The 26051-nt window shown below is 68.1% G+C and carries 27 protein-coding genes; 22 read left to right on the top strand and 5 right to left on the bottom strand.

The features are described from left to right. Nucleotides 1–234 precede the first annotated feature (234 nt). Genes ACOQPP_RS19015 through ACOQPP_RS19025 form a run of 3 tightly spaced genes read right to left on the bottom strand, consistent with a single transcriptional unit; the run spans nucleotide 235 to nucleotide 3570 of the window. A complete protein-coding gene (locus tag ACOQPP_RS19015) occupies nucleotides 235–1230 on the bottom strand; it encodes a tyrosine-type recombinase/integrase (protein ID WP_420637189.1) in 996 nt (331 codons plus the stop codon). Beyond that, nucleotides 1223–2176, bottom strand: a complete 954-nt coding sequence (locus ACOQPP_RS19020; protein WP_420637190.1) for a tyrosine-type recombinase/integrase — start codon at nucleotides 2174–2176, stop codon at nucleotides 1223–1225. The genes ACOQPP_RS19015 and ACOQPP_RS19020 overlap by 8 nt, the downstream gene beginning before the upstream one ends. Continuing rightward, on the bottom strand, nucleotides 2173–3570 hold the full coding sequence (locus ACOQPP_RS19025; protein WP_420637191.1) for a tyrosine-type recombinase/integrase: 1398 nt from the start codon (nucleotides 3568–3570) through the stop codon (nucleotides 2173–2175). The genes ACOQPP_RS19020 and ACOQPP_RS19025 overlap by 4 nt, the downstream gene beginning before the upstream one ends. Before the next feature lie 170 nt (nucleotides 3571–3740). Here ACOQPP_RS19025 and ACOQPP_RS19030 point away from each other — a divergent pair, with 170 nt between their 5' ends. From ACOQPP_RS19030 to ACOQPP_RS19070, 9 genes are all read left to right on the top strand, one after another. After that, on the top strand, nucleotides 3741–4199 hold the full coding sequence (locus ACOQPP_RS19030; RefSeq protein WP_420637192.1) for a hypothetical protein: 459 nt from the start codon (nucleotides 3741–3743) through the stop codon (nucleotides 4197–4199). 331 nt (nucleotides 4200–4530) lie between these two features. Further along, on the top strand, nucleotides 4531–4731 hold the full coding sequence (locus ACOQPP_RS19035; RefSeq protein WP_419167226.1) for a hypothetical protein: 201 nt from the start codon (nucleotides 4531–4533) through the stop codon (nucleotides 4729–4731). 254 nt (nucleotides 4732–4985) lie between these two features. Continuing rightward, nucleotides 4986–5243 (top strand): hypothetical protein, encoded by a 258-nt coding sequence (locus ACOQPP_RS19040; RefSeq protein ID WP_419167225.1) that lies wholly within the window; start codon nucleotides 4986–4988, stop codon nucleotides 5241–5243. Between the two features lie 48 nt (nucleotides 5244–5291). Beyond that, nucleotides 5292–5696: a hypothetical protein gene (locus ACOQPP_RS19045; protein WP_419167224.1), complete on the top strand. Its 405-nt coding sequence runs from the start codon at nucleotides 5292–5294 to the stop codon at nucleotides 5694–5696. Between the two features lie 26 nt (nucleotides 5697–5722). Next, nucleotides 5723–6580, top strand: coding sequence for a PspA/IM30 family protein (locus ACOQPP_RS19050; RefSeq protein ID WP_420637193.1), 858 nt, complete (start codon nucleotides 5723–5725; stop codon nucleotides 6578–6580). Next, entirely contained in the window at nucleotides 6577–7743 is a 1167-nt protein-coding gene (locus ACOQPP_RS19055) for a DUF1611 domain-containing protein (protein ID WP_420637194.1), read from the top strand. The genes ACOQPP_RS19050 and ACOQPP_RS19055 overlap by 4 nt, the downstream gene beginning before the upstream one ends. 381 nt (nucleotides 7744–8124) lie before the next feature. After that, on the top strand, nucleotides 8125–8589 hold the full coding sequence (locus ACOQPP_RS19060; protein ID WP_420637195.1) for a hypothetical protein: 465 nt from the start codon (nucleotides 8125–8127) through the stop codon (nucleotides 8587–8589). Continuing rightward, on the top strand, nucleotides 8586–9146 hold the full coding sequence (locus tag ACOQPP_RS19065) for a hypothetical protein (RefSeq protein WP_419167220.1): 561 nt from the start codon (nucleotides 8586–8588) through the stop codon (nucleotides 9144–9146). Before ACOQPP_RS19060 ends, ACOQPP_RS19065 begins: the two co-directional genes overlap by 4 nt. Beyond that, nucleotides 9143–9526, top strand: coding sequence for a hypothetical protein (locus tag ACOQPP_RS19070; protein WP_419167219.1), 384 nt, complete (start codon nucleotides 9143–9145; stop codon nucleotides 9524–9526). Before ACOQPP_RS19065 ends, ACOQPP_RS19070 begins: the two co-directional genes overlap by 4 nt. Here ACOQPP_RS19070 and ACOQPP_RS19075 read toward each other — a convergent pair. Next, the gene (locus ACOQPP_RS19075) at nucleotides 9523–9969 is read right to left on the bottom strand and encodes an inositol monophosphatase family protein (protein ID WP_419167218.1); all 447 of its coding nucleotides are present in this window, start codon (nucleotides 9967–9969) and stop codon (nucleotides 9523–9525) included. The genes ACOQPP_RS19070 and ACOQPP_RS19075 overlap by 4 nt on opposite strands. A gap of 199 nt (nucleotides 9970–10168) precedes the next feature. Between ACOQPP_RS19075 and ACOQPP_RS19080 the strand changes: the two genes are divergently transcribed. Both ACOQPP_RS19080 and ACOQPP_RS19085 read left to right on the top strand, forming a co-directional pair. After that, on the top strand, nucleotides 10169–10534 hold the full coding sequence (locus ACOQPP_RS19080) for a helix-turn-helix domain-containing protein (RefSeq protein WP_419167217.1): 366 nt from the start codon (nucleotides 10169–10171) through the stop codon (nucleotides 10532–10534). 405 nt (nucleotides 10535–10939) lie between these two features. Then, complete coding sequence (locus tag ACOQPP_RS19085) at nucleotides 10940–11494, top strand: hypothetical protein (protein ID WP_419167216.1); 555 nt, start codon at nucleotides 10940–10942, stop codon at nucleotides 11492–11494. Here the strand turns inward: ACOQPP_RS19085 and ACOQPP_RS19090 are convergent. Next, nucleotides 11469–11642: a hypothetical protein gene (locus ACOQPP_RS19090; RefSeq protein WP_419167215.1), complete on the bottom strand. Its 174-nt coding sequence runs from the start codon at nucleotides 11640–11642 to the stop codon at nucleotides 11469–11471. The genes ACOQPP_RS19085 and ACOQPP_RS19090 overlap by 26 nt on opposite strands. 131 nt (nucleotides 11643–11773) lie before the next feature. Between ACOQPP_RS19090 and trpS the strand changes: the two genes are divergently transcribed. The 11 genes from trpS (at nucleotide 11774) to ffh (ending at nucleotide 26038) form a co-directional block, all read left to right on the top strand. Next, entirely contained in the window at nucleotides 11774–12835 is a 1062-nt protein-coding gene (gene trpS / locus ACOQPP_RS19095) for a tryptophan--tRNA ligase (protein WP_420637196.1), read from the top strand. Then, entirely contained in the window at nucleotides 12836–13882 is a 1047-nt protein-coding gene (locus tag ACOQPP_RS19100; protein WP_420637197.1) for a D-2-hydroxyacid dehydrogenase, read from the top strand. Between the two features lie 113 nt (nucleotides 13883–13995). Then, nucleotides 13996–14595 (top strand): RCC1 domain-containing protein, encoded by a 600-nt coding sequence (locus tag ACOQPP_RS19105; protein ID WP_420637198.1) that lies wholly within the window; start codon nucleotides 13996–13998, stop codon nucleotides 14593–14595. Nucleotides 14596–14984: 389 nt separating this feature from the next. Beyond that, entirely contained in the window at nucleotides 14985–15806 is an 822-nt protein-coding gene (locus ACOQPP_RS19110; protein ID WP_420637199.1) for an Ig-like domain-containing protein, read from the top strand. Further along, a complete protein-coding gene (locus ACOQPP_RS19115) occupies nucleotides 15803–18205 on the top strand; it encodes an Ig-like domain-containing protein (RefSeq protein WP_420637200.1) in 2403 nt (800 codons plus the stop codon). The genes ACOQPP_RS19110 and ACOQPP_RS19115 overlap by 4 nt, the downstream gene beginning before the upstream one ends. 164 nt (nucleotides 18206–18369) lie before the next feature. Continuing rightward, nucleotides 18370–19197 carry an Ig-like domain-containing protein gene (locus ACOQPP_RS19120; RefSeq protein WP_420637201.1) on the top strand — a complete coding sequence of 276 codons (828 nt, stop codon included), beginning with the start codon at nucleotides 18370–18372 and terminating at the stop codon, nucleotides 19195–19197. Nucleotides 19198–19544: 347 nt separating this feature from the next. Beyond that, nucleotides 19545–20195, top strand: a complete 651-nt coding sequence (locus tag ACOQPP_RS19125; protein ID WP_419167208.1) for a hypothetical protein — start codon at nucleotides 19545–19547, stop codon at nucleotides 20193–20195. Between the two features lie 321 nt (nucleotides 20196–20516). After that, a complete protein-coding gene (locus tag ACOQPP_RS19130) occupies nucleotides 20517–21410 on the top strand; it encodes a dihydrodipicolinate synthase family protein (protein WP_419167207.1) in 894 nt (297 codons plus the stop codon). Nucleotides 21411–21536: 126 nt separating this feature from the next. Beyond that, entirely contained in the window at nucleotides 21537–22856 is a 1320-nt protein-coding gene (locus ACOQPP_RS19135) for a Fic family protein (protein ID WP_419167206.1), read from the top strand. Between the two features lie 16 nt (nucleotides 22857–22872). Next, nucleotides 22873–24192, top strand: a complete 1320-nt coding sequence (locus ACOQPP_RS19140; protein WP_420637202.1) for an adenylosuccinate synthase — start codon at nucleotides 22873–22875, stop codon at nucleotides 24190–24192. Nucleotides 24193–24679: 487 nt separating this feature from the next. Further along, nucleotides 24680–26038 (top strand): signal recognition particle protein, encoded by a 1359-nt coding sequence (gene ffh / locus ACOQPP_RS19145; protein ID WP_420637203.1) that lies wholly within the window; start codon nucleotides 24680–24682, stop codon nucleotides 26036–26038. The last annotated feature ends 13 nt before the right edge of the window (nucleotides 26039–26051 follow it).

The following is a 26051-nucleotide window of genomic DNA, read 5'->3' on the forward strand; positions in this document are numbered from 1 at the left end:
TCCTCGTTCCATCGTGAAACTCTCTGCCTCGCCCTACTCTAATATCTTTCTCCCTTCGTGTCTCCATGCCGTTGGCAGAGAGGGCTGCTCGTCGAACCGGACGTGCGGATCTCCCGTTATGTTGAGTTCAACATAACGGGAATTATGTTGCGGTCCCGGTTATGTTGCGGGCGAGTCGTATCGTATTGCTGGACATGAAGATGCGCCATATGAACGCAACATAATATCCTTCTCTCAGAGTGCGGTCAGGACACTCATGAGTCCGTTGCCTGTCTTCCACGGGCGATCCGGTCCGGGCTCCGTGGCATCGCAGAGTGCCATGGCCTTGGCTTTCATCTCCATGTCGATCTCGGCGTAGACGTTGGTGGTGTCGAGGCTGGCATGTCCGAGCCAGGCCCGGATCGTGTTCAGATCGATCCCGGCCCGGAGCAGGTGGCGGGCGCTCGTGTGACGGATCGTGTGAGGCGTGATCCGTCTTCCGGCGAGCGAGGGTACGCGGGCTCCGGAGCGCTCGACGAGCCGATAGACGCCGAACCGCGCATACGGTCTTCGTTGCCGGCTGAGGAAGACGGTGTCTGCGGCTTTCTGGCCCTGCGCGAGCTCGGCGAGCACGGCTTCGGTCCGCGGCCACAGCGGACACTGCCGCTCTTTTCTGCCCTTGCCATGGATGTTGACGAGCGCGTGTGCGCCGTCGCGTCGTCCGATCCGCGGATCGTCCACGAGGAGCTGCGTCGTTTCGGAGACGCGGGCGCCGGTGTTGTAGAGGAAGAGGAGGAGGGCGTGTTCGACCCGGCCTCTGGGCGTTCGGCGGTTCGGGACCTCGAGCAGTTCGGCCATCTCGGTCTTGGTGAGCCACCCGATCGGCTTCGGCGCCGCCTTCTTCGAGGCGATCGTCCGGATACAGCCGGTCCACTCGATGCGCGCGGGATCGCGACTGGCGACGAAGCGTGCGAATGCGCGGATCGCCGATAGCCGCTGGTTGCGAGTCTGCACGGAGCAGCCGCGGTCCTCCTCGAGGTGGTCGAGGAACTGGCGCACGCGCCGGGGCGTGAGGTCCTCTATCGCGATCCGGTCGACCGGTTTGCGGATCCTGGTGCCGACGAACGGCAGGAGGAGGAGGAAGGTGTCGCGGTAGCTCTTCCGGGTGTTGCGGGCGAGGTTGCGCTCGGTGACGATGTGCTCGGTGAGGAAGCGGCGGAGCCAGGGACCGAGGGTGCGGGGGCTACTCATGGTTGTCTCCTTCGTTGACGTAGGCGTCGAAGCGCACCGAAGCCTGCCGCGGCAGCTCGGGCGTCATCGAGAGGTAGACCCGGGTGCCATCGAGCTTGGTGTGCCCGAGCCAGATGGAGAGAGCAGGCAGCAGTCGCTGGACATCGGCACCCTGCCGGTACCGGGACTCCAGCCGGTGAACGGCTGCTGCGTGGCGCAGCGAGTGAAGGCACGGAGCTCGCCGTCCGTCGCCGGGAAGCCCGATCCCGGCAACCTTGAGCAGCTTGGCGAACGCGGTGCGGGTCGTGCGCTCGGCCAGAGGCGCACCGTCGCGATTGGCGAGGAAGGTCGAGGCGGTGCCCTTGGGAAAGGGGCGTTCGGCGCGCTTGGCGGCGTGGGCACCCAGCGCGTCGGCAAGCTTCGGGCAGACGGGAACGAGGCGGGTCTTGTAGAACTTGGTGTCGCGTATGGTCAGCAGCGCATCGGGCAGGTCGACATCGCCGAGGGTCGGGCGCCGGGCCTCGCCGAAGCGCTGCCCTGCGCCGTAGAGCAGCAACGGCAGCGTCCGCAGAGTGTCGGCGTCGATCTGATGCGAACCCCGCCGACTGATACCGATGGCGTCGAACAGGCGCTGCAACTCGTTGCGGGAATAGACGTAAGACGGTACCGAGCGTGATCGTCTCGGCTCGCTATTACGTGCTGGAAGCGGCGACCGGGTCAGATAGCCGCGGCTGATCGCGTAGCGGTAGAAGCCGGCCAAGGCACCGTACTTGTTGGCGCGGTACCGGGTAAGCGGACCCCTGCCGGCAAGGAAATCGAGAACGTCGGCCTGGACGACGGTGTCGCAGCCGATGCTGCCATCGACATGCTCCAGGAACAGATACAACAGGCGTGCGCCGCTGTCGAACTTCGCGCCGTGGGCGCGGCGCCAGGCGATATAGTCGTTGACCGCATCCCGGAGCATCATGCCAGCCCCTCCAGATCGATGTCGGCGATCTCGCGGAGGGTGCTGAGCTGCACCTTGGCGTACACGGCGACGGACGAGGTGCTGCGGTGGCCGAGGTAGTCGCCGACCTCCTTGAAGGAGAGGCCACGGTCGAGCAGGTGCTGCGCTGCGGCGTGGCGCAGTGCATGGGCACCGCGACGCTTGCCGGTGATCCCAAGCCGATCCACGCGTCTTCGGACGATGCCCGACACTACGTTCCGGTCTACCGGATGAATCGGAGCGATCAGCGTGAAGAACAGCGCCCTCTCCGGGCGCATCGGACGAGCCTCGGTGAGGTAACGCACGATTGCCCGTCCGACACCGCGGGAGAGCGGATAGTGTTGCGTGCATCCCGACTTGGAGCGGCGTACCCGCAGCGTCTCCTCTTCCCAGTCCAGATCATCGAGCCGCAGGCCGGCGACCTCGCCGGCACGCAATCCGTACGCGATCGGCACCATCGGGATGGCCCGGTCACGCACGTCGACCGGCCGGTTGCCTTCGGACGTTGCGAGCAGGCGTCGCGCCTCGTCCCGGTTGAGTCCCTTCGGAAGCGTCTCACCGGGATGGAACCGTGTCGGCATGATCCCGTCGGCCAGCCCCGGTCTACACCAGCCCTGGTGTTCAGCGAACCGGAAGAAGGTGCGCAGACGCTGTGCGTAGTTGCGGATCGTGAGCCGACCGCAGCCGCGTGCGTGCCAGCGCGCGACCGCCCGGTCGATGTCGGAGATAACGACCGCGCCCAGGGCCGTGCCCCACTCGTCACGCCGATGCTTCGGACGACACCGTTCGGCTCGAGGCGTCGTTCGGGAGCGAAGGAAGTGCGTACTTCGCGGCGTATCCTCCGCGTGAGCACGGAGAGAGTGGCGACGCGAGTTGGGACGCCGGCGGCAAGCAACGCTTGCGCGAGGACATCTTCTACGTGTCAGCGGATCGCCTCGGGCCGCAGCAGACGCTTCCGTTTGAGGAGGAAGGCCCTCCCTCCGCCACTCCGTTGGGCAGGAGGGGCGAGTACGTGCTGTGGTATCTGGAAACGCGTGGCCATGTCCCGGTCGGCACGGCGGTGCGGCGCAGGAGGGAACCCAAGATCCTCCCTGGCGTACACGGTCAATGCCGCCTTCGCCGAGCCGTGCCAGGTCTCGGCCGCCGACCTCGCCCCTGATCGGCCCGGCGCCGTGATCCATCTGGGCGACGACATCCTCGCACCCCCCCCTCTCTCCAGACCCCGTTATCGTTGGACCGGGATTGGCCAGCTCATGACCGACAACGGAGCGGCGTACCGCTCGAAGCGGTGCCCCTGTGTCGGCCCAGGCCAACCTCAGGTCGCGCTCCCTCGGGTGGCCCCTCGCGATGCCGCCGAGACGCTCGCACGCGGCCATCGGACGCCGTACTCCCTTCCAGCGCCTCCTGGAGCCCAGTAACCCGAGTCCCCCGATATCTCGTTGACCCTCTGTTGATCAGCGCTGCGATCCTTTGACGCATGGTGCGCGGCGAAGTTTCCGCGCGCCACGACGATCGGTTAGGTTCACCTCGTCACCAGGGATCGCCCATGTCGAAGTCGAAGACGGACGCCGCGAAGTCTCGAACCGCTGTCGGAAAACCCGGCCCCGGCACGGGCTCGACTACGCGCGCGGACCGAGACCGGACGACGGACGGCATCACCATCACCCGCTGGAACCTCGGTCTCTCGCTCACCATCGCGCTCACGGTCATGGCGGGAGCCTTCTCCCTTCTTTGGGAGCGGACGAACGCCCTCCACGACACGCAGATTCAACTCGTTAGCCGGGTCTCCGGCCTCGAAGCGCGGGTCTCCGGCCTCGAATCGGAGGTGCGCGAGTTGCGCCTGGAAATGCGAGCCCTGCGCGAGGAAGTCCGCAGCGACATCAGCGATCTGCGCGAGGAAGTCCGCAGCGACATCAACGATCTCCGCGAGGAAATGCGTGCCGGCATGCAGGAACTCGCCGACCTGATCCGCGCCAGAGAGACCCCGGGCGCCGGCGCCGGGTAACCCCTCTCCGCTCCGCCCCCGCGCGGGTTCCGTGGCGGGTTCCAGAGGAGCAACTCGTCCTGTGTCTCGGCTTCGACCTCTCCGCTCCGCCCCCGCGCGGGTTCCGTGGCGGGTGCCCGGGCGTTGTCGGGCTCATCACCCTCGGCGAGGTGGCCTCGAAGTGGTTCGAGGCGCGCCCGTCGCGTCCCGAGGTGGAACCCGCCGGCCCCTTTCTTTTGGCCGGGGTCTGCATGACGGTGCTTGAGGCCCTCCCCACTTGATACCACATTGAGGCTTACGCGGAGATTGGGTCCGTATCGGTAACGGACTCACGGGGAAGAGGAGACGGGGCATGACGGCAGAGGGCTGGACGATTATCGGAGCGGCCATCGCGCTCGTTGGCGCGTTCACGCCTGTGCTTCTGGGCATCCGCCGAGATCTCACGGGCCTGACCCGGGATGTAGCGGACCTGCGTGAACGAATGGCCCGGCTCGAAGGGTTGTTCGACGGCTTCATCCGCCGCGACGGACGTGTGTCCAGCCCCTCCGCCTGACGCCGTGAAGTCTCGGACGGCCGTCCGGAGGATGGACGGGATCGCCATCACGCGCCGGAGTCTTGGGCTCTCGCTTACCATCGCGCTCACCGCCCTGACGGGAGCGTTCCAACCGGGTTCCGTGGTGGGTGACGGGACGTTAACATGGCCCCCCGTTCGGCGGTCGCGCGGCCGCCCGCGGGAAACTTCGGTTCGGGCCGCCCCGTAGGTCCGTGACAGCCGATGGCGGCCGGTCCCGGGGGGACACAGGGCAGATGAGCGTCTTCATCTTCATCATCATCATCGTCGGGCTCATCACGCTCGGCGAGGTGGCCTCGAAGTGGTTCGAGGCGCGCCCGTCGCGTCCCGAGGTGGAGTCCGCCGGGGACGACGAGGAGATCGAGCGACTGCGCGAACACGTGGCGCTCCTCGCGAGTCAGGTGGACCGGTTGACGGAGGAGCAGCGGTTCATGACCCGCCTCCTCGAGACCGGCGCGCGAGGCGACGCGCCGCCAGCGGATGAGACAGGCTGAGACGCGCCCGGGGGCGCGACCCGATTCACGACTGCGGGAACCGAATCGATGCTGAACAGAGAAGACATTGAGAGCTACCTCATCCGCACCGAAGCGGACTTCGAGGAACTCGACGAAGGACTTTGGTTGGTCCACGCCACGGGCGAGTCCGCGGAGCAGCGGCCGGGAATCGTGGTCAACTACCAGCCGCCCGTCCTCGTATGCCGCGCCGACGTGCGGGCCCTTCCGATCGACGACGAGGACCAGCTCGCGCTCTACCGGCGGCTCCTGGAGCTGAACGCGGTGGACCTCATCCACGGGGCCTACGGTCTCGAGAACGACGAGGTCATCCTGAGCGACACGCTGGAGCTGGAGAACCTCGATTTCTCCGAGTTCCGCGCCACGCTCGAGAGCCTCACCCTGGCGCTGACCACGCACTGGGACAGCTTGACCACCGAAATCCCCAGCGACTGAAGAAAAAACACAAGGACAGGCATGAAATGGGTGTCCTGGACCGTCTTACCCGCCTGATTCGTTCGAACATCAACGACCTCATCGCTCGGGCCGAGAACCCCGAGAAGATGCTGATCCAGATCATCGAGGACATGCGCCGCCAGCTCGCCCAGGCGAAGCAGGAGGTGGCGGTCGCGATCGCCGACGAGCGCAAGCTGCGTGCGCAGTTCGAGGAGACGCGCGGCCAGGCGACGGAGTGGGAGCGCCGGGCGCGGCTCGCCATCCGCGAGGGCCGCGACGACCTGGCCCGGCAGGCGCTCGTGCGCGGGCAGGAGCACGCGCAGCACGCGCGCGAACTCGAGGAGCAGTGGCAGAAGCACCGCGCCGAGACGGACAAGCTCAAGGATTCGCTGCGGCAGTTGAACGCCAAGATCGAGGAGGCGAAGCGCAAGAAGAACCTCCTCATCGCGAAGCAGAAGCGCGCCGAGGCCCAGAAGCGCATCCACGACACGATGCAGGGGCTGCAGGACAAGAGCGCCTTCCGCGCCTTCGACCAGATGACCGAGAAGATCGAGGAGGCGGAACGCCGCGCCCTGGCGAGCGCCGAGGTCACCGAGGAACTCACCGGCGACACGCTGCTGGGCGAGTTCGCGGCGCTGGAGGCCGGCGGCGACGCGGCGGTCGAGGACAAGCTGCTCGCCATGAAGGCCTCCATGGGCCTCCTCGCCTCCGGCGAGCCGGAGGAGGAATTGAAGGCCCTGGGCGCCGGCGCCGAGTCCGACGAGATCCCGGAGGCCGAACTCCTCGACCTGTCGGACCTGCCCGACGAGTCCGACGAGTCCGGCGAATCCGACGACGACGCGGCCGAGGCGGCCGGCGGAACGGAGCGCGCCGGCGGCTCGTGAGCACGGCGGGCACTTCCTCCTCCCGGGAACGGCTCTCCTCGTCCCGGATCACCATCCTCTGCGAGGGCGCGTTCGGCGTCGAGACGGCGAAGACCGCCTCCTCGGCCGTCCGCTACCAGCCCGAGCGCGTGACCTCGGTGATCGAGTCCCGCTTCGCCGGGCGCACCGTGGGCGAGACGCTCGGTTTCGGCGGCGACATCCCGATCGTGGCGACGTTCGAGGAGGCGCTCGCGCACGAGCCGCGCCCGGAGGCGCTCCTGATCGGGATCGCGCCCCAGGGCGGACGGCTGCCGGAGGCGTGGCGGACCGTGCTCGTGGCGGCGCTGGAGGCGGGGCTCGACATCATCGGCGGCCTGCACTTCTTCCTCTGCGACGACCCGGAACTGGCCGCGCTGGCGGAGGCGCGCGGGTGCGCGCTCTTCGACCTCCGCAAGCCGCCGGACGACCTCCCGGTGGGCACGGGCCGCGCCATGCGGACGGAGGCGTTCCGGGTGCTGACCGTCGGCACGGACTGCAACACGGGCAAGATGACGGTCTCCCTCGAACTGCAGCGCGTGCTCGCCGAGCGCGGCGTGCGGGCGGCCTTCGCCGCCACCGGCCAGACGGGGATCCTCATCGCCGGCAGGGGCATCGCCGTGGACGCGGTGGTCTCCGACTTCATCTCGGGCGCCGCCGAGTGCCTCACGCTGGAGGCCGCCGCTGACGGCGGGCGCGCCTCGGGGTCCGGCGCCGCCCCGGGCGCCGGCGACGGCGAGGCGGAGATCGTGCTCGTCGAAGGCCAGGGGTCGCTCATGCACCCCGGCTACTCCGGCGTCACGCTGGGCCTGCTGCACGGCACGCTGCCGCAGGCGATGATCCTCACCTGGATGCCGAGCCGCCCCCGCATCTACGGCGGCAACCACGGCTGGGTCGAGCTTCCGGATCTCGACGAGATCATCCGCCGCTACGAGGGCGCCCTCGCCTGGGCCTGTCCGGACGTCGCCGGCCGCGTGATCGGCGTCTCCCTCGCGACCTACGACATCTCCGAGGCGGAGGCCCGCGCCGCCGTCCGCCACGCGCGCGAGGTCACCGGCCTCCCCGCCACCGACCCCATCCGTTTCGGCGCCGCCCCCCTGGCCGACGCGATCATCGAGGCCCGGGACGCCGCCGCCGGCCCCTCCTGACTGGCCACCCTCAGAGCGCCGCCCCCCCCCCCGCGCACCGCAGCACCTCGCCCTGCCAGCGACCTGATGAGGCGCCGTTGATGGGCTCCCTTATCATGTGCGTGACTCGAAGGCTGTCCGCCTCCCTTGAAACGCGAAACCGTTGCTTCCCGTCGGATCTCGCCCGTAGACTCGTGGTGTCAGAAGGGTCCACTTCGGGGAAGACGGGAGGCCTTTACCACTGACCGGAGCACAGCCGTGGGACAGCGCAGCACCGCGAGCGATACCAGGCAACCGGGTGCGGACCACCCCATCCGGGGCTTTGGGCTCCATAACCTCAACGGCTGCGCGCCTTGAGAGAAGGGGGCTCATGAAAGGGGAACCGTGCCGACGCCCGATGTGATGAGGGAGTGGATTGAGGGCTTCGGGTTCGCGGCGAAGCCGGCGGATGTGGAATCTCCTGACGAGTGGGGATTCCTGCTATCGGACACGGAGACGGAGCACGCTGCTCTTGTCGCGTTCCGGGGCGAGCCTTTTGCCCAACTCTCTCTCCAGGCCGGTGTCGAGGTGTCACGCGAGGCACTGGAGGAAAAAGGCAGCGGAGCAATCGGAGGCAAAGCACGCACCGTGTTTCTTCTGGACCTGCGGCTGCGGTTGCTCCTTGTACGGGCAGTGACGTCCCGGTTCGCGGTCAAGCCTGCGGAAGGCGGAGGATTCGAGAGGATCCGGATCATGTTCGAGACTCGGTTGGTGGATGATCAGATTTCGCGGGCGAGCTTCTACGAGCGGTACACGGCGATCCAGTCCGCCGTCGTGACGGCGTGGACGATGTTCGACAAGATCGGTGCGCGAGGAGAGTGGTCATGACGCCAGCCTTGGCTCAGTACGACGGCAGGTCCACCTTGACCGGTGCGCCGCCGTTTGGTGCGCCATCTTTCCCGGTGGCGATCTGGAGCCCTCGCCCCTCGAACCGCGGCCAGCGCGAACGGCAGGCCATCCGAACCTGGCAGGCCGGCCGTGACGCGGTGCAATCCAATGCGACTGAGCAGGCCCGCAGGTTGCAACGCTTCATGCTTCGGCTGCGGTTTCAGAAGGAGCTCGACGAGTGCGGGGAGCCAGGCTGGATCGATGACGCGATACCCGCTGATCCGGAGACGATCCCTCTGGCCCTTGATGTCGCGGAGCAGTGCCCTCTCGATGATCTCGGCGACCCTTACTGCTCGTTCGATCCCGATACCGGCGACGCGCTTCTGGAGTGGCGGTTCGCTCGGCGAAGGGTCCTTATCCTCACGATCAACTCACAGAGAAAGCTCGGCTACGCGGCGCTCGTAGGTGACAACTCCTACTCTGGAACGAAGCCCTTCGCGGGCGAGCTTCCGGCTACGGTCATGCGGATCTTGCAGGAGCTTTCCGCTCAACCGTGAGCCTCTCCATAACCCGGCTCTCCTTCAACAAGGGAGAGCTCAAGACGGTCGCCGGCGAGACCGTCGCCACTTGGCGGCTTTTTCGACCGGACAGGTCCGGCGCGGTTTCCGTGTTCCGAATCGACGGGTTGGATGAGCAAGGAATATGGGGCCACGCCGACGAATACTTCGACCGTGTGAACCAAACCATGCGTGGACGCGGCGACTTTGCGGAGTCGGATATCGAGGGCACAGACCTGACGTTCACGCTCGATGAGACCCCGCCGCGACACGGTGAGATTGCAGGCTGGCCGGAACGAGGAACCCCGCTGCATAAGGAAGTCGCAGAAAACCTCGCTTCGGAGTGCAAGGGCGTGTTACGGCCCGAACAGAGCGGCTAAAGATCCAGCATCGCCTCGGACCAGAAGTCGTGCAGGGTCGGATCGAGACGTCTGTTGCCGGCCAGGAAACCGCCTCCCGCGCCGCGCGCCAGTTCGCCCGTGCCGGCGAACGCGCGGGCGATCGCCTCTCCGCCCTGGATCGCCTCGTCGAGCGCAGGATCGCCGCACGAGGGGAGGGGGCCGAAGGTGCCGCCGCCCTCCCGCACGATGAGCACGCCCGCAGCCACGTCCCACGGCATGAGCCAGTGCTCCCAGAAGCCGTCGAGGCGGCCGCAGGCCAGATCGCACAGGTCGAGCGTCGCGGCCCCGGCGCGCCGCACGCCGCTCGTCGCCTCGCCGGCACCGGCATCGCCGTGGACGCGGCGGTCTCCGACTTCATCTCCGCCGCCCCCCTGGCCGACGCGATCATCGAGGCCCGGGACGCCGCCGCCTGAGCGCAACACCTCGGTCCTCCCAGTCCTCCCACTTGGCTCGATGATACGCCGTCGGCGGGCTCTCCTATTGTATGCGTGACGATGGGGCCGCGTGCCTCCCGGAACGTAAGACCGTGGATTCTCGTCGGATCTCGTCGGTAGGCTCTTGGTATCAGGGGTCCACTTCGAGGGAGATCGGAAGCCCTTGAACACTGACCGGAGTAGAGCCATGGGGCAGAGAAGCATTGCAGGTCGCGACGATGAGGCATGGGCATCGGAATACCTGCCCGAACGCGAACTGGACCGCTTGCGGAGCGATATCGAGTCGGATCGCGTAGAACGCAAGAGTTCCGCCTCCGACCGGAGCAACCTCCGGCGGAACATCTGCGCGCTTGCCAACGACCTTCCGGGACATGGTCTGCCCGGGGTAATCTTCATTGGAGTAGAGGACGATGGTAGCTGCGCCAACGCAACCATCAACGACCAACTCCTGACTCAACTCGCGGGCATGAAGGACGACGGGAACATCATACCCATCCCGTCCCCGATCGTTCAGAAGCATGTCCTCTCCGGCTGTCGCCGTGATTGTCGTTGAGCCTTCACGGAGTCCGCCGGTACGCTACCAGGGGCGTGTCTGGGTGAGGGTTGGCCCGGCCGTACGGTCCGCCTCTCGAGAAGAAGAGCAGCGCTTGAGCGAGCGGCAACGCGCCGGAGACTTGCCTTTCGATCGCCGCCCAGCGCCAGGAGCCTCGGTCAAGGAACTCGACCTCGAGTATTTCGAGTCACACTACTTGCCGCAGGCGGTGGCGCAGGAAGTCCTGGATGACAACCGGCGTTCCCTGGATCAACGGCTCCAGTCTCTGCGCTGGAGCCGATCGTCGAGGCCCTCTCCCGCGCAGTTCGCGGCACCATCGGCGTGACCCCGCATCAAGCCTATCGGGCGCAGAGCGAATTGTGGGTCGGGGCTGCCCTGTCTTGCGCTGGCGTATCCGTTGGCGTGTTGACCAAACCCAACGGGACGAGCCCGGACTACGTTGTTCGGAATGACGCAAAGGAATACGCGGTCGAGGTCAAGAGGATAGCCAGTGGCGGTAGCGTGAGGAAACGTGTTTCAAAGGCAGCCCAACAGGTCCAGGGCAGTCGATACGACGGTGGAGCCCTGATCGTCGACCTGACGGACTGGCTTCCTTCGGAGGTGACTCTCCGCTTTGCATCGGGCTCGCCCGACTTCACCGGCGCGCGCATGCCAATTGCGAGAAAAATAGACCAGCTCCGCAAGGAAATATTCGATGACCGGACCGACCGGATTCGCCCCAGGCGGATGCAGCTGCTTGCCGTCACCGCATTCGCGCGATTCATCCACTGGGATCTTGAGGACCTGTCACAGATGCACCTGACTCGGTACATCGCCCCATTATGGTTCTGGAAATCGGGTAAGGATCGCCGGGATCACCAAGCGCGTTGGCTCGCGGAACTTCTCAACGACGGTGTCAGGAACATCGGCTACCAGGATCTCGGAGCCCACGAAATCAGATTCGGGAATCCGGGCGGCTGACCTCAGGTCCCCACTCGAACACACCCAGATCCCTCGGCTCGAGGTCGTGCTCGGCGTCGAGATCGGGGTCCAGGTCGGCGTCGCGGGCGTCCCCCGAATCGGCGTCGCGTGCCGTCTCGCGATCGGAATCTCTGGAATGTGACGGCAAGTCGGGACTTCCTTTCGGGGGTCGCGGAACGCCCGTCGCGATACGCGGCCGGGGTCGCGGAAGGCGGCCGGAGTCGCGGGGTCGCGGCCAGGGTCGCGCGCCGCGGGACGCCAGGCGATACTACGCGCACCATGAATCAGCGCAAGCGAGTCTTCAGCGGAATCCAGCCCACCGGCGAGGCGCACCTCGGCAACTACCTCGGGGTGTTCCGGCGCTGGGCGCGCATGGTCGACGAGTACGATTGCTTCTACTGCATCGTCGATCTGCACGCGATCACGCGCGAGTACGAGCGCGAGGATCTCCTGCGCCGCGTGTTCGATCTCACCGTGTCGCTCGTGGCTTCGGGGATCGATCCGGAACGCTGCACGCTCTTCGCGCAGTCTCACGTCCCCTATCACAGCGAACTCTCCTGGCTCTTCAACACGGTCACCCCGGTGGGCGACCTGGGACGGATGACGCAGTTCAAGGAGAAGTCCGCCGGACGGAAGTCGGTGAACGCGGGACTCCTCAACTATCCGGTGCTGCAGGCGGCGGACATCCTCCTCTACCGGACCGATTACGTGCCGGTGGGAGAGGACCAGCGCCAGCACCTCGAGTTGTCGCGGGAGATCGCGCGCCGCTGGAACGCGCGCTTCGGCGACTTCTTCCCGGAGCCGGAGACGCTGGTCGGGACGGGGAGCCGCGTCCGCGGCCTCGACGGCGTGGCGAAGATGTCGAAGTCGAAGGACAACACGGTGCGCATGATCGCCGAGCCGGACGAACTGTGGGCGCGGCTGCGCACGGCGGTGACGGACCCGGCGCGCGTGCGGAGGGACGATCCCGGCAACCCGCACGTGTGCAACGTGTTCGCCCTGCACGAGTTCTTCACGGACCCGGCCGCGCGCGAGGAGATCGAGATCCGCTGTCAGACGGCGGGCATCGGCTGCGTCGGCTGCAAGCGCATGCTGACCGACAACGTGGCCGAGGACCTCGCCCCGGTGCGCGCCCGCGCCGCCGAACTGCGCGCAAACCCGGCGCGCGTCCTCGAGATTCTCGCGGCGGGAGCCGAGCGCGCGCACGCGGAAGCCGCCCGCACGATGGAAGTCGTCCGCGACCGCATGGGCGTCGGCGCCGCCACCCTCGACGGAGACCTGCCTCGCCTGACGGGTGCCGCGGGTGCCCCGGAGTCCGCCCCGGGGTCCGCCGGAGCCTGAATGCGCCGCTTCGTGATCTGGATGTACGCGCCGGAGACCCCCCACTGGTCGATGCCGTCGTGGTCATCCGAACGGATCCGCGAGGCGCTCGACCCCGAGTGGGAGATCGAGTCCATCCGCATCGCGCTCGAGGCCTCGGGCGATGGCGTGCGGGTGACGCCGCCCGTACTGCTCGAGGCGGTCGCGGACGCCGAGGTCTACTGCGGGTGGGGGATCCGTCGCGACGTCTTCCTCGCCGCGCGCCGGCTGCGCTGGTTCCACTCGGGCGCGGCCGGGGCGCGGAACTCGCTCTTCCGCGAGATGCGCGAGAGCGACGTCATCTTCACGAACTCGGCGGGCATGTACGCGGACTCGCTCGCCGACCACGCCCTGGCCGGCATCCTGTACTTCGCCCGCGGCCTGGACGTGGCGGTGCGGGCGCAACGCCGGCGCGAGTGGGTCCAGACCACGCTGAACTCGCCGCGCAGTCCGCTGCACGCCCTGCCCCCGGCGGGCGAAGTGGCCGGGGCCTCGCTCGGCATCATCGGCTACGGCGGCATCGGATCGGCGCTCGGCCGCCGCGCCCACGCCCTCGGCATGCGAGTGCAGGCCATTCGCCGAAGGGCCGGCGCCAGGCCCCCCGAGCTCGACCGTCTCGAGGGACCGGACTTCCTCCCGACCCTCCTCGAAACCTCCGACTACGTCGCGCTCACGGCCCCCGAGACGCCCGACACCCGAGGCCTCCTCGGTGCCGCGGAATTCGCCCGCATGCGGCCGGGGGCCGTCCTCATCAACCTCTCGCGCGGTACGCTGGTGGACGAACCGGCGCTCGTCCGGGCGCTCGAGGCGCGCCGCCTGCGCGGGGCGATGCTGGACGTGTTCGAGAAGGAACCGCTCCCCCCCGGCCATCCCCTGTGGGGACTCGAGAACGTGCTCGTCACCCCGCACGTGGGCGGCACCTCCGCCCGCTTCTGGGAGCGCGAGACGGATCTGATCGTCCGCAACATCGCCCGCTACCGGTGCGGCGAGCCGTTGGAAAACCGCGTCGACAAGGCGCGCGGCTACTGACGGTGCCGCGACAGGCCCCTCTTCCGGCGGCCGGGTTGGCGTAGGGTCCGCTCCTGCCTTGACCCCCCCCAAATGGGGTGAGAAACCTGGGTCTTGGATACGGCGGGCGGGACATGCGTGAACCCATCGGCGACGACGAGACGCCGGAGTCCATGGGCGACCTGCCGCTTCCCGGCAGAGCAACCAGGCTCGCGGCAGGCGGTTACCACGTTTGCGCCATCATGGAGGGCGGCGAAGTCAGATGCTGGGGGCTTAACGTTTACGGTGCTCTCGGCCACGGGCGGGGTGCGACAATGGATATCGGCGACGATGAGTCGGCCGCCGAGACGATCCCGCTTTTCTTTCCTTCGCCCGTCGTAGACATAGTGGCCGGGTATTGGCACAACTGCGCCCTGACGGCAGCGGCGTCGGTGTGGTGTTGGGGCCGCAACGACTCCGGGCCGGGACAACTCGGCCTCCCCGGGTGGGTCAGGCTGGGGGACAATGAGCCCGTGCTGAGCGGGGGCCCGGTCAATGTGGGCGGCCCTGTGGAACGGATCTTCGCCTTCGAGGACGGTACCTGCGCGGTCGTGCGAGGCGGCGGGCTGCGCTGTTGGGGATACAACGGCGGGATTCTCGGCTACGATTTCAGCAGCAGCATCGGCTTTCGTGAACCCCCCGCTTCCGCAGGCGACATCCCGCTGTTCCGGGGTGCCATTGTCGATGACCGCTAGGGCGCGCAGGGTCCGCCGTCCGCCGCCAGGACGGTTTCTCTCCAGTGGCCGGGGCCCGCCCAGGGTGATGCAGCCCGCTCCCTCCCGAGCCCGCACCCCGCCGATCTGTCCCCGGCTGGCCCCACTTTCGTCTCCCCCCCTTTTTTGGGGGGGAGCGCAATCCTACCTTGGCAAATCCCGGTCTCGTCGGAGGACCTTAGCGCTAATAACTGGAAGGGGATGTGAACATGAGCAGCAAGGGGATCGTAACCGCACGTCGTTCGGGGGCACAGCCGAGAGTACTCGGCGCGTCGTTGTTGTTGGCGGCTCTCGCGGGGATTTCCTCTTGCGGGGGAGACGGAGGGCCACAGGAGCCGCCGCCTCCTCCACCGCCTCCCCCGCCCGCACCGGTGGCTCCGGTAGCGGTCGGCTCGATCCCGGCGCAGGTCCTCGCCGCGGGCCAGACGGTGACCGTGGATGTGACGCCGTTCTTCAGCGATCCGGATGGGGGGGCGCTGACATACACCGCTTCATCGTCAGCCCCGTCTGTGCTCTCCGTCTCGATCTCCGGCAGCAACCTGACGGTGGAGGCGGTGGCGCCGGGCACGGCGACGGTGACGGTGACGGCCACCGACCCGGACGGCCTGACGGCGGCGCAGAGCGCCGAGGTGACGGTCGAGGCGGCCAACCGGGCGCCCGAGGCGGTGGGGGCGATCCCCGCGCAGACGATGACGGCGGGCCAGACGGCGACGGTGGACGTGTCTGCGTTCTTCAGCGATCCGGACGGGGACGACCTGGCGTACGCGGCGGAGTCGAGCAACACGGACGCGGCGACGGTCGGCATATCGGGGAGCAGCCTGACGGTGACGGCCGTGGCGGCGGCTACGGCGACGTTGACGGTGACGGCGTCCGACCCGGACGGCCTGACCGCAGCGCAGAGCGCCGAGGTGACGGTCGAGGCGGCCAACCGGGCGCCCGAGGCGGTGGGGGCGATCCCCGCGCAGACGATCACGGCCGGCCAGACGGCGACCGTGGACGTGTCGCTCGTTCTTCAGCGATCCGGACGGGGACGACCTGGCGTACGCGGCGGAATCGAGCAACACGGAGGCGGCGACGGTCGGCATATCGGGGAGCGGCCTGACGGTGATGGCCGTGGCGGCGGGTACGGCGACGTTGACGGTGACGGCGTCCGACCCGGACGGCCTGACGCGCGGCGCAGAGCGCCGAGGTGACGGTCGAGGCGGCCAACCGGGCGCCCGAGGCGGTGGGGGCGATCCCCGCTCAGACGATCACGGCCGGCCAGACGGCGACCGTGGACGTGTCTTCGTTCTTCAGCGATCCGGACGGGGACGACCTGGCGTACGCGGCGGAGTCGAGCAACACGGCCGCGGCGACGGTCGGCATGGAGGGCAGCAGCCTGACGGTGACGGCCGTGGCGGCGGGTACGGCGACGGTGACGGTGACGGCGTCCGACCCGGACGGCCTGACCGCGGCGCAGAGCGCCGAGGTGACGGTCGAGGCGGCCAACCGGGCGCCCGAGGCGGTGGGGACGATCCCCGCTCAGACGATCACGGCCGGCCAGACGGCGACCGTGGACGTGTCTTCGTTCTTCAGCGATCCGGACGGGGACGACCTGGCGTACGCGGCGGAGTCGAGCAACACGGCCGCGGCGACGGTCGGCATGGAGGGCAGCAGCCTGACGGTGACGGCCGTGGCGGCGGGTACGGCGACGGTGACGGTGACGGCGTCCGACCCGGACGGCCTGAGCGCGGCGCAGAGCGCCGAGGTGACGGTCGAGGCGGCGAACCGGGCGCCCGAGGCGGTGGGGGCGATCCCCGCTCAGACGATGACGGCCGGCCAGACGGCGACCGTGGACGTGTCTGCGTTCTTCAGCGATCCGGACGGGGACGACCTGGCGTACGCGGCGGAGTCGAGCAACACGGACGCGGTGGCGGTCGGCATGTCGGGGAGCAGCCTGACGGTGACGGCCGTGGCGGCGGGGACGGCGACGGTGACGGTGACGGCGTCCGACCCGGATGGCCTGACCGCGGCGCAGAGCGCCGAGGTGACGGTCGAGGCGGCCAACCGGGCGCCCGAGGCGGTGGGGACGATCCCCGCTCAGACGATCACGGCCGGCCAGACGGCGACCGTGGACGTGTCGCCGTTCTTCGGCGATCCGGACGGGGACGACCTGGCGTACGCGGCGGAGTCGAGCAACACGGACGCGGTGGCGGTCGGCATATCGGGGAGCAGCCTGACGGTGACGGCCGTGGCGGCGGGGACGGCGACGGTGACGGTGACGGCGTCCGACCCGGATGGCCTGACGGCGACGCAGAGCGCCGAGGTGACGGTCGAGGCGGCCAACCGGGCGCCCGAGGCGGTGGGGACGATCCCCGCGCAGACGATCACGGCCGGCCAGACGGCGACCGTGGACGTGTCTTCGTTCTTCAGCGATCCGGACGGGGACGACCTGACGTACGCGGCGGAGTCGAGCAACACGGCCGCGGCGACGGTCGGCATGGAGGGGAGCAGCCTGACGGTGACGGCCGTGGCGGCGGGGACGGCGACGGTGACGGTGACGGCGTCCGACCCGGACGGCCTGACCGCGGCGCAGAGCGCCGAGGTGACGGTCGAGGCGGCCAACCGCGCGCCGGAGGCGTTGGGGACGATTCCCGCGCAGACGGTGAAGCAGTTCGACGCCGTGACCGTGAACATGTTTTGGTTCTTCAGGGATCCGGACGATGACGAGCTGACATACGCGGCGGAGTCGAGCAACACGGCGGCGGTGCCGGTCAGCATGGAGGGCAGCGTCCTGACGCTGACGGCGGTGGCGGCGGGCACGGCGACGGTAACGGTGACCGCCTCGGACCCGGACGGCTTGACGGCGACTCAGAACGTGGAGGTCATCGCCGAGGAGGGCGGCGGATTCAGGGACCACTTCGATACAGCCGCCAGCCTGGACGACTGGGACCTCTTCAGATCCACGGCTGAGGTGTTCGACGGGGTTCTGTACGTGACGCCGGACGGCACCGGGAAAATCGGATCTGCGGATCGCGTGTTTGACGCCCCGGTGACGGACTGGAAGGTCGGCGTGAGCATGGCCCGGGGCACAGCCGGCGAGGGCGTGGTCGCGTGGTTTGTGATGGCCCACCCCCGGTTCCTCTTCTGGCGGTTGGCGATCGGGCCGTTCGGAGAATACAACTACGTCCTGCATGTCTTTGATCTCGCAGTGAATGACTACATCCTGATAACGAATCTCTCCGGCTACTCGGATGAGATCAACGATGACGTGAACGAATTCACGGAGATGACTCTCCTGCACCGGAACGGACAGTTCGCTCTCCTCGCGGGAGGCGTGGAACTGTTCAGACTGAACAGCGCGAACCAGACGTTCAAGGGTGCTGACCTGGACCACATGCTCGAAAGCGTGGAGACAATCTGGCTCGGGGCCGTTAGCGAGGGGACGGCATCCTTCGATTGGGCGTATGCGAGCGGCACGGAGATCGGCGCGAGCGCGGCGAACCCGGCGGGGCCGCCACCCATGGGCGCCTCTCCGCGTCTTCCGGAAGGCGCGAAACAGGCGCGGCCGGGGAACCGGACCGACACTATCCGTCCCGGTAAGGGTCGATAGGCGGTGCCATGATGGCATGCACCCCGGGTGTGCCCCGGCGATCCTTCGGCTCCCGGCGGGGACGTGTGGCGGCGACGCTCGGTGCTCTCCTGGCGGTCCTCTCCTGTGGCGACGATACGACCACGCCAGGGGGGCCCACAACACCTGCCCCACCGACGGCGTTCGTGCCCGCGAGGGTCACGCTGGAGCCGGCGGAGGTCACCGTCGCGGCGGGCGATACGGTCCGCGTGAAGGCGACCGTCTACAACGATCGCGCGCAGCCGATCTCCGATGCCGCGGTGACGTGGACGAGCGGCGAGCCCACGATCGCGACGGTGGACGGGACGGGGCTTGTGACCGGCCTGAAGGCGGGCAAAGCGAGCCTCACCGCCACGTCGGGGCCGGCCGCGACGACCGCCCCCGTCACCGTGCGAAGCCTGGATCGGGCGACTCTCATCGACCTGTACGACGGCGCCTCCGGCCCAGACTGGACCAACAATACGAATTGGGCCTCGAACGAGCCGATCGGAAGCTGGCACGGCGTCGCGGCGAATGCGGAGTCCCGCGTGACGGCGCTGCGGCTGAGCGAGAACGGGCTCAAGGGGCGGCTCCCGGAGAACCTCGGGGATCTGGCCTTCCTCACCGAACTGCGGTTGGACGGCAACGCGGGACTCTCCGGTCCGATCCCGTTTTCGCTCTCGGAGTTGGGCATCCGGACGCTCCACTATGGCGGCACGAAGCTGTGCACGGTGCGGGACGAAGGGTTCCGGGCGTGGCTGAACGCCATCCCGCCGCGCGACGGCGAGTTCATCGCATGCAACGAAGACCGTGAAGACCTCTCCGGTCGTGCTTGCGCCGGTCTCCCGGCCGCCGCGGGATCAACGACGGCGCCACGATCTCGCACTCGTAGCCCCAGTGCCGCATCGCCCGTTCCAGCACGTAGCCCGCCCCGCTCGCCTCGTAGCAGGCCCGTACCTCCCCCTCCCGCGATATGCGGCCCAACCACCGCCTGATCTTGCTCGCCTCGTTCGGCAACCGCTTCACCACCGTCGGCTCCGGTGCCTCCGCCGGAAGCAGCGCAACCATCACCGTGTCCTTGTGAACGTCCATCCCGACGTACAGCTTGCTCTTCTTCGCCATGGGGCCGGTCTCGTGTCCGTTGCGATCTCACGTATCGCATGTGGCTCTGGCACCGCCGAACACCGGGGCGCTGACCCACGGTATACGGCGGGCGGCCGGCCCTTCCGTACCTTCTAGTCAAGCTGGCCAAGTTCCGCGGGGAGAGGTCCATCGATCTCGTTGTCAGTGAACCAGAGCCCCCAGGCTCTCGGGAATGGGGCCATCGACGCGGGTATCCGAGATGTCCCGTAACCGCAGTTCGCTCAAGGACGGCACCGGGCTGTGCGTCCCTCAGACGCCCACTCTCCGTGACTGGCTGGAGTCGGCGGTCCTCAAGTACCGCATCAAGCCATGCGGGGCGGAGGGGAAAGCCGAGGCCTACCTGACGCAGGCGGCGCAGTCGCGCGAGTACCCTGTTCCGCTCGTCGCCGGGGAGGGCGCGCTCCCGCGCGTCTTCGTGATGTCCGAACGGGAGACCGGCACGATGATCCCGCCGGTCCGGGCCACGTTCTTCGTGGACGGGGCCGAAATCCATGCGGTGGACATCCCGGCGGGTTCGTCCGCGATTCCGACGGAAGTGCCGGAGGGCGAATTCGACCTCTCCGCCAACGTGGAGATCCCCGCCGAGGTGATCCAGCCCGGCCCGGAGATGGTTGTCGAGGCCGTCTTCGATCCGCTCTTGAGCTGGAACCGCTGGTGGTTGCGGAAGAGGCTGAACCAGGGGCTCCTCAGCTATGGATCCCACGCGGCCGCGAACCCGTTCGATGAACCGGCCCTCCGCTCCGTGCGGACGGCCGGATACGAATCGGGCATGGATGATTCGCCGATGTACGAGGGCGTGCCGTTCAACCCGGGAAAGAACACGCTCGAACTCCAGGATGTGGGTTCGTGAGCGAGTGGCGCCGGAAGGGATACGTAAGCGAGAACTATTCATCGATTACGGGTACCAGTGACGATGACCGCCTGTCGAGCGATCCCTTCCATTCGTGGGGCGGTCTGTTCGGGATAATGGCCTTCATCGAGGCCGGATACCTCGGCCCCCCCGAGGATCCGAATCGGCGACCGGCCGCCGCAGGATCGGGTGGACAAGGCCCGCGGCCACTGAGTACGATGTCTCACCGCGTTCCCGCGGGAACGCGATGATGCTCGAAAGCGTTCCCGCGGGAACGTCCATGACCCCCGAACGACCCCAAACTCCAAGTTCGGAAATCCCATGAGAGACCTTTCCGGTGTACATCTGCCCGTGGCCACGCCCTTCGCCGAAGACGGAGGGGTCGCCCTCGACGCCTACGACGCGAACCTGCGGGAGTGGCTCTCGCACCCGATCGCCGGCATCGTCGTGGCCGGTTCGACGGGCGAGGCGCCGCTGCTCAGCCGCCGCGAACTCGGCGCGCTGGTCGAGGCCACCGCCGCGCGAATCGGGGACCGCACGCTCACCGTCGGCACCGGGGCGGAGTCCACGCGCGAAGCGATCGCCGTGACCCGGGAGGTGGCCGCGTTCGGCGCGCACGCCATCCTCGTCCGTTCTCCGTCCTACTACCTGAAGGCGATGCAGCCGGGCGTGGTGCGCGACCACTTCCTCGCGGTGGCGGACGCGTCGCCCGTGCCCGTCATCCTCTATCACATCCCACAGTTCGTGCCGGTGCACCTCACGCCGGATCTCGTGGGACGGCTCGTCGAGCACCCCAACATCATCGGGATCAAGGATTCATCCGGAGACCTCCGGAACCTCGGCGCGCTCGTCGAGGCGTGCGGCCGCAACGCGCAGGTGCTCGTGGGCTCGGGAGCGCTCCTCTACGCGGCGCTGGAGGCGGGGGCGGTGGGGGGCATCCTCGGCGTGGCCGTTATCGCCACGCGCTCGTGCTGCCAGATCTTCGACGCCTGGCGGGAGGGTGACCACCGCCGCGCCGGGGCCATGCAGGAGCGCGTAGCCCCGCTCCACAAGACGGTCGTCGCGGGAAGCGGGGTCGCCGGGGTCAAGGCCGCTCTCGACCGCCTCGGCCTCTACGGCGGCTCCCCGCGCAGCCCGCTGCAGCCGGCCGACGCCGCGAAGCTGGCGGTCGTCGATGGCGCCCTCGAAGCCGCCGCCCTCGGCGTCTCCGCCTGAGCATCGCCCGAATCTGTCCCCGACTCGCCATATTGGGGCATGAGCAACGGGACTGAAGGCATCGCGCACGAGGCCCTGGCGAACCTCGAAGCGGCGATCTCGGCGTGGCACAAGGCCCGCGAAGAGATGGCCGGCGACGACGATGAACGCCTGTGGAGGAAGCTTCGCCTCGAGTGGAACTACAACAGCAACCACATCGAGGGGAACACGCTCACCTACGACGAGACCGTACTTCTCCTCATCCACGGGCAGACCGCCGGCTCGCATCCCCTTCGCGACTATGAGGAGATGAAGGCGCACGATGTCGCGATCGAACTCGTACGCCGGCTCGCCGCCGCCGAGCAACCGCTGACCGAAGCAGACATCCGGGAACTGAACCGGACGCTGCTCAAGGAACCTTTCTGGAAGTCCGCCGAGACGCCCGACGGACGGCCCACCCGCAAGCGGATCATACCGGGAGAATACAAGAAACAACCGAACCACGTACGGACGGCCAGCGGAGAACTCCATCGGTTCGCCGAACCCGAGGCAACGCCTGCGCTGATGGAGGATTGGGTGCGTCGGTTCCGGCGGAACCTGACGCGGGAGGACTATCCCTTCCCCACGCTCTTGGCGAAATTGCATTCGTCGTTCGTCGACATCCATCCGTTCGACGACGGTAACGGCCGCACGGCTCGCCTGCTCACCAACTACGTCCTGCTTCGGAAAGACCTCCCTCCCATAGTCATCGAGAGCAAGGATCGGGATCGGTATATCGCTGCCCTTCGACGAGCAGACGCGGGAAACAACCAACCGCTGGAGGAGTTCATGCTGACCCAACTCCTCTGGTCACTGGATCTCGGTATGCGCGCGGCCCGCGGCGAGTCGCTCCGGGAGCCCGACGACATCGACAAGGAGATCTCCATCTTCGTGAGGGGGCAGACGAAACGCACACAGACCCACACTGAGATCTTGGACGCCACTTACGAGCTATTGATTCGGCCGACTGCGCAAGAGCTTGATCGTCGGGTGAAGAACTTCACGCCGCTGTTTCGTGTCTCGCGTACGAAGTCGACGCTGCATACCGGCGGGCGCGGGGTTGGTGGCCTCAGCAATATCTTCCTGGAAAGATCGAAGTGGGAAGATTGGAGTCGCGAATATGTCGTGGTGCCGGGGGTTGTTCTCGGGGAGCCAGAGGTAGTATTGACCCTCACATATGAATGGGAGGGTTACCTTGGTGATGCGGCGGGGGTGGGATCCTTGCGTTTGGAAGTCCGCTGGTATCTGGACTCCTCGACCGCTCGCTTCGCTGCGGAGATCAATCAGCGGAGCGTCTCTGACGCAAGTTACAGTACTCCGTACTCGCGGATGTATGACAAGCCAAGAGACTCCGTCGAACTTGTAACGAACATCTGCCGGGCGGTAATGAGCGAGATCCGCGCGAATTCAGAGACGAAGTCCGAGTAGGCGAACGGAGAACCCAATGTTCAGCGACGATGTGCGCTGCCTGGTGGTCGTGGGCGCGCAGTGGGGAGACGAAGGGAAGGGGAAGATCGTGGACGTGCTCGCGGAGCAGGCCACGATCGTGGCGCGCTACCAGGGTGGCGCCAACGCGGGGCACACGGTTCGGGTCGGCGAGGGCGCCGACGAGGACGAGTTCATCCTCCACCTCATCCCCTCCGGGATCCTGAATCCGGACGCTCGCTGCCTCCTCGGGAACGGCGTGGTGCTGGATCCGTGGGTGCTCGCGCGGGAGATGGACACGCTCCGCGAGCGGGGGATCGATCTCGACGGGCGGCTCGGCGTATGCCGGCGGGCGCACCTCGTCCTCCCCTATCACCGGCTGCTCGACGCGGCGCAGGAGGACAGTCGGGGCGCGGCGAAGATCGGGACGACGGGGCGGGGGATCGGCCCCGCGTACCGGGACAAGGTCGCCCGCACGGGGCTGCGCGTCGGGGATCTGCGGGACGTGGACCGCACGCACGAGATCGTCAGCGGGGCGGCGGCGCGCGCCAACGTCACGCTCGCGGGACTCGGGGACGAGCGGCGAGTGGACGCGGACGACGTGATGTCGCGGCTCGAGGCGGTGCGCCCGGAGATCGTCGCGCTCTCGGCGGACGCGGGGGAGGAGATCCGCGCCGGGCTGGCGGCGGGGGGCCGGGTGCTGCTGGAGGGAGCGCAGGGCGCGCTGCTCGACATCGACCATGGGACGTATCCGTTCGTCACATCTTCGACCACGACGGCGGGTGGCGCCGCCTCGGGGGCCGGGATCGGCCCGACGCTGATCGACGGGGTGCTGGGCGTCGTCAAGGCGTACATCACGCGCGTGGGGGCGGGCCCGCTCCCGACGGAATTGGCCGAGGCGGAGGCCGAACGCCTGCGGCGGCTGGGCGGCGAGTTCGGCGCCACGACCGGGCGGCCCCGCCGCCCGGGCTGGTTCGACACCAGCGTGGCGCGTCACGCGGCCGGCGTGAACGGCCTCACCAGCCTCGCGGTCACGAAGCTGGACGTGCTCGACACCTTCGAGACGATCCACCTCTCAACGGGCTATGAATGCGACGGCGCGCCCGTGGCCTCGTTCCCGGACTCCGTCTCGGATCTCGCGCGCGTCTCCCCCGTGTACGAGCGCTGGCCGGGCTGGGCCACGGACACGACCCGCTGCCGGAGCTTCGCCGACCTCCCGGGCGCGGCGCGCCGCTACCTCGCCCGCCTCGAGGAGGTATGCGCGACCCCGATCCGGTTCGTGGGCGTCGGCGCCGCCCGCCGCGAGACGATCGCCCTCCCCACCGGCGCCGCCAGCTGAACGCGGAGTAGGATCGGCCAGCTCATGACCGACAACGGAGCGTACCACTCGAAGCGGTGCCCCTGTGTCGGCCTATGCCAATTGAAAGTGTGATGTTGAATTGGCATAAGGCTTCACAGGGACTTCCAGCAACAACCCCACGGCAGCAAGAGGCTTTCCCGTGGCAAACCTCGGGATCGACGGTGATGTGGTCTCGCCAGTTCATGTCTTCGCCCTCGAACCGTTCCGGGTAGGGCAGGGAACCATGCCATGCCAGGCCAGGCCATGCGGGGTGTCGCAACCATGCGTCGTTGCCTGGGGTGGAGGAAATCCCTAAACTTCGCGGTTGTTTACGGATCGGGTGCGGGTGCTTCCCGCGGCTTCTCGAGACGCGAATGGAGATCCTCCAATCGCGTTTTTTTTGATGCCCTGCGGCGGCCGGACCCGCGCGGCCCTCGGGGCCGCCCGAAGGGCCCGAAGGGTCCGATGAGTCTTCCGAGAGCGGTGGATGTTCGAACGTCTGGGTGACCGTCTCGACGGCGTGCTGAAGCGGTTTCGTCAACGCGGCGTCATCACGGAAAAGATGCTGGACGAGGGGCTGCGCGAGGTGCGGCGCGCCCTGCTCGAGGCGGACGTCAACTTCCGGGTCGCGCGCGACTTCCTCGAGAGGGTGAGGACGCGGGCCCTCGGCGAGGACGTGCTGAAGTCGGTCCGCCCCGGCGACCAGATCGTGAAGATCGTGCACGACGAACTGGTCGCGCTCCTGGGCGAGGCGGTGCCGGAGCCGTTCGAGGCCTCCGTGCCGCCCACGGTGATCATGCTCGTGGGGCTGCAGGGGTCGGGGAAGACGACGACCGCCGCGAAGCTGGGCCGGCGCCTCGCCAAGGAGGGACGGGGACGGCGGCCCGCGCTCGTCGCCTGCGACCCGTATCGCCCGGCCGCGGCGGACCAGTTGGAGGCGCTGGCCGGGAGGGTCGGGGTCCCGCTCCTGGCGCGCCCGAGCGGGACGGACATGGCGGAGTTGGCGAGCGGCGCCCTGGACGAGGCGCGCAGAGGCGGCGTCACGCACCTGCTGCTCGACATGGCGGGCCGCCTGCAGGCCGACGAAGCGCTCATGGACGAACTGCGCCGCGTGAAGGCGGCGGTGGGCCCCCACGAGGTCCTCCTCGTGGCGGACGGGATGACCGGACAGGAAGCGGTCCGCATCGCCGAGGGTTTCCACGCGGCGGTGGGCCTCACCGGCGTCGTCCTCACCAAGATGGACGGGGACGCGCGCGGCGGGGCGGCGCTCTCGATCTACGGCGTGCTCGGCGTCCCGATACGCTTCGTGGGGACGGGCGAACGCCCGGAGGACCTGACGCTCTTCGATCCGGAGCGCATGGCGGGGCGGATCCTCCAGATGGGGGACATCGTCGGCCTCGTCGAGCGCGCCCGGCAGACGGTCGACCTCGGCGAGACGGAGCGGCTGCAGAAGAAGCTGCTGGCGCGCAAGGGAGAGTTCGACCTCGGGGATTTCCTCGTGTCGATCCAGCAGATCCAGAAGATGGGACCCCTCAAGGGTCTCCTGAAGATGATGCCGGGGATCGACGCGCGGATGCTGGACCAGGCGGACGTCGACCCTCGACGGGTGAGGCACCTGGAGGCGATCATCCTCTCGATGACGCCGGAGGAGCGGCGCCGGCCGCAGATCCTCGACGGGTCGCGGCGGAAGCGGGTCGCGAAGGGGTCGGGACGTCCCCTGCAGGAAGTGAACCGTCTCCTCAAGCAGTTCCGCGAGATGCGGAAGATGATGAAACAGATGGGCAAGCTCATGCCGCACATGCAGGGAGGCGGCGGGCCCGGAGACTTCGGCCGGCTGATCGGCTGAATCGGAGAACAGA

Source organism: Candidatus Palauibacter sp., assembly GCF_965222475.1.
Taxonomy (GTDB): domain Bacteria; phylum Gemmatimonadota; class Gemmatimonadetes; order Palauibacterales; family Palauibacteraceae; genus Palauibacter.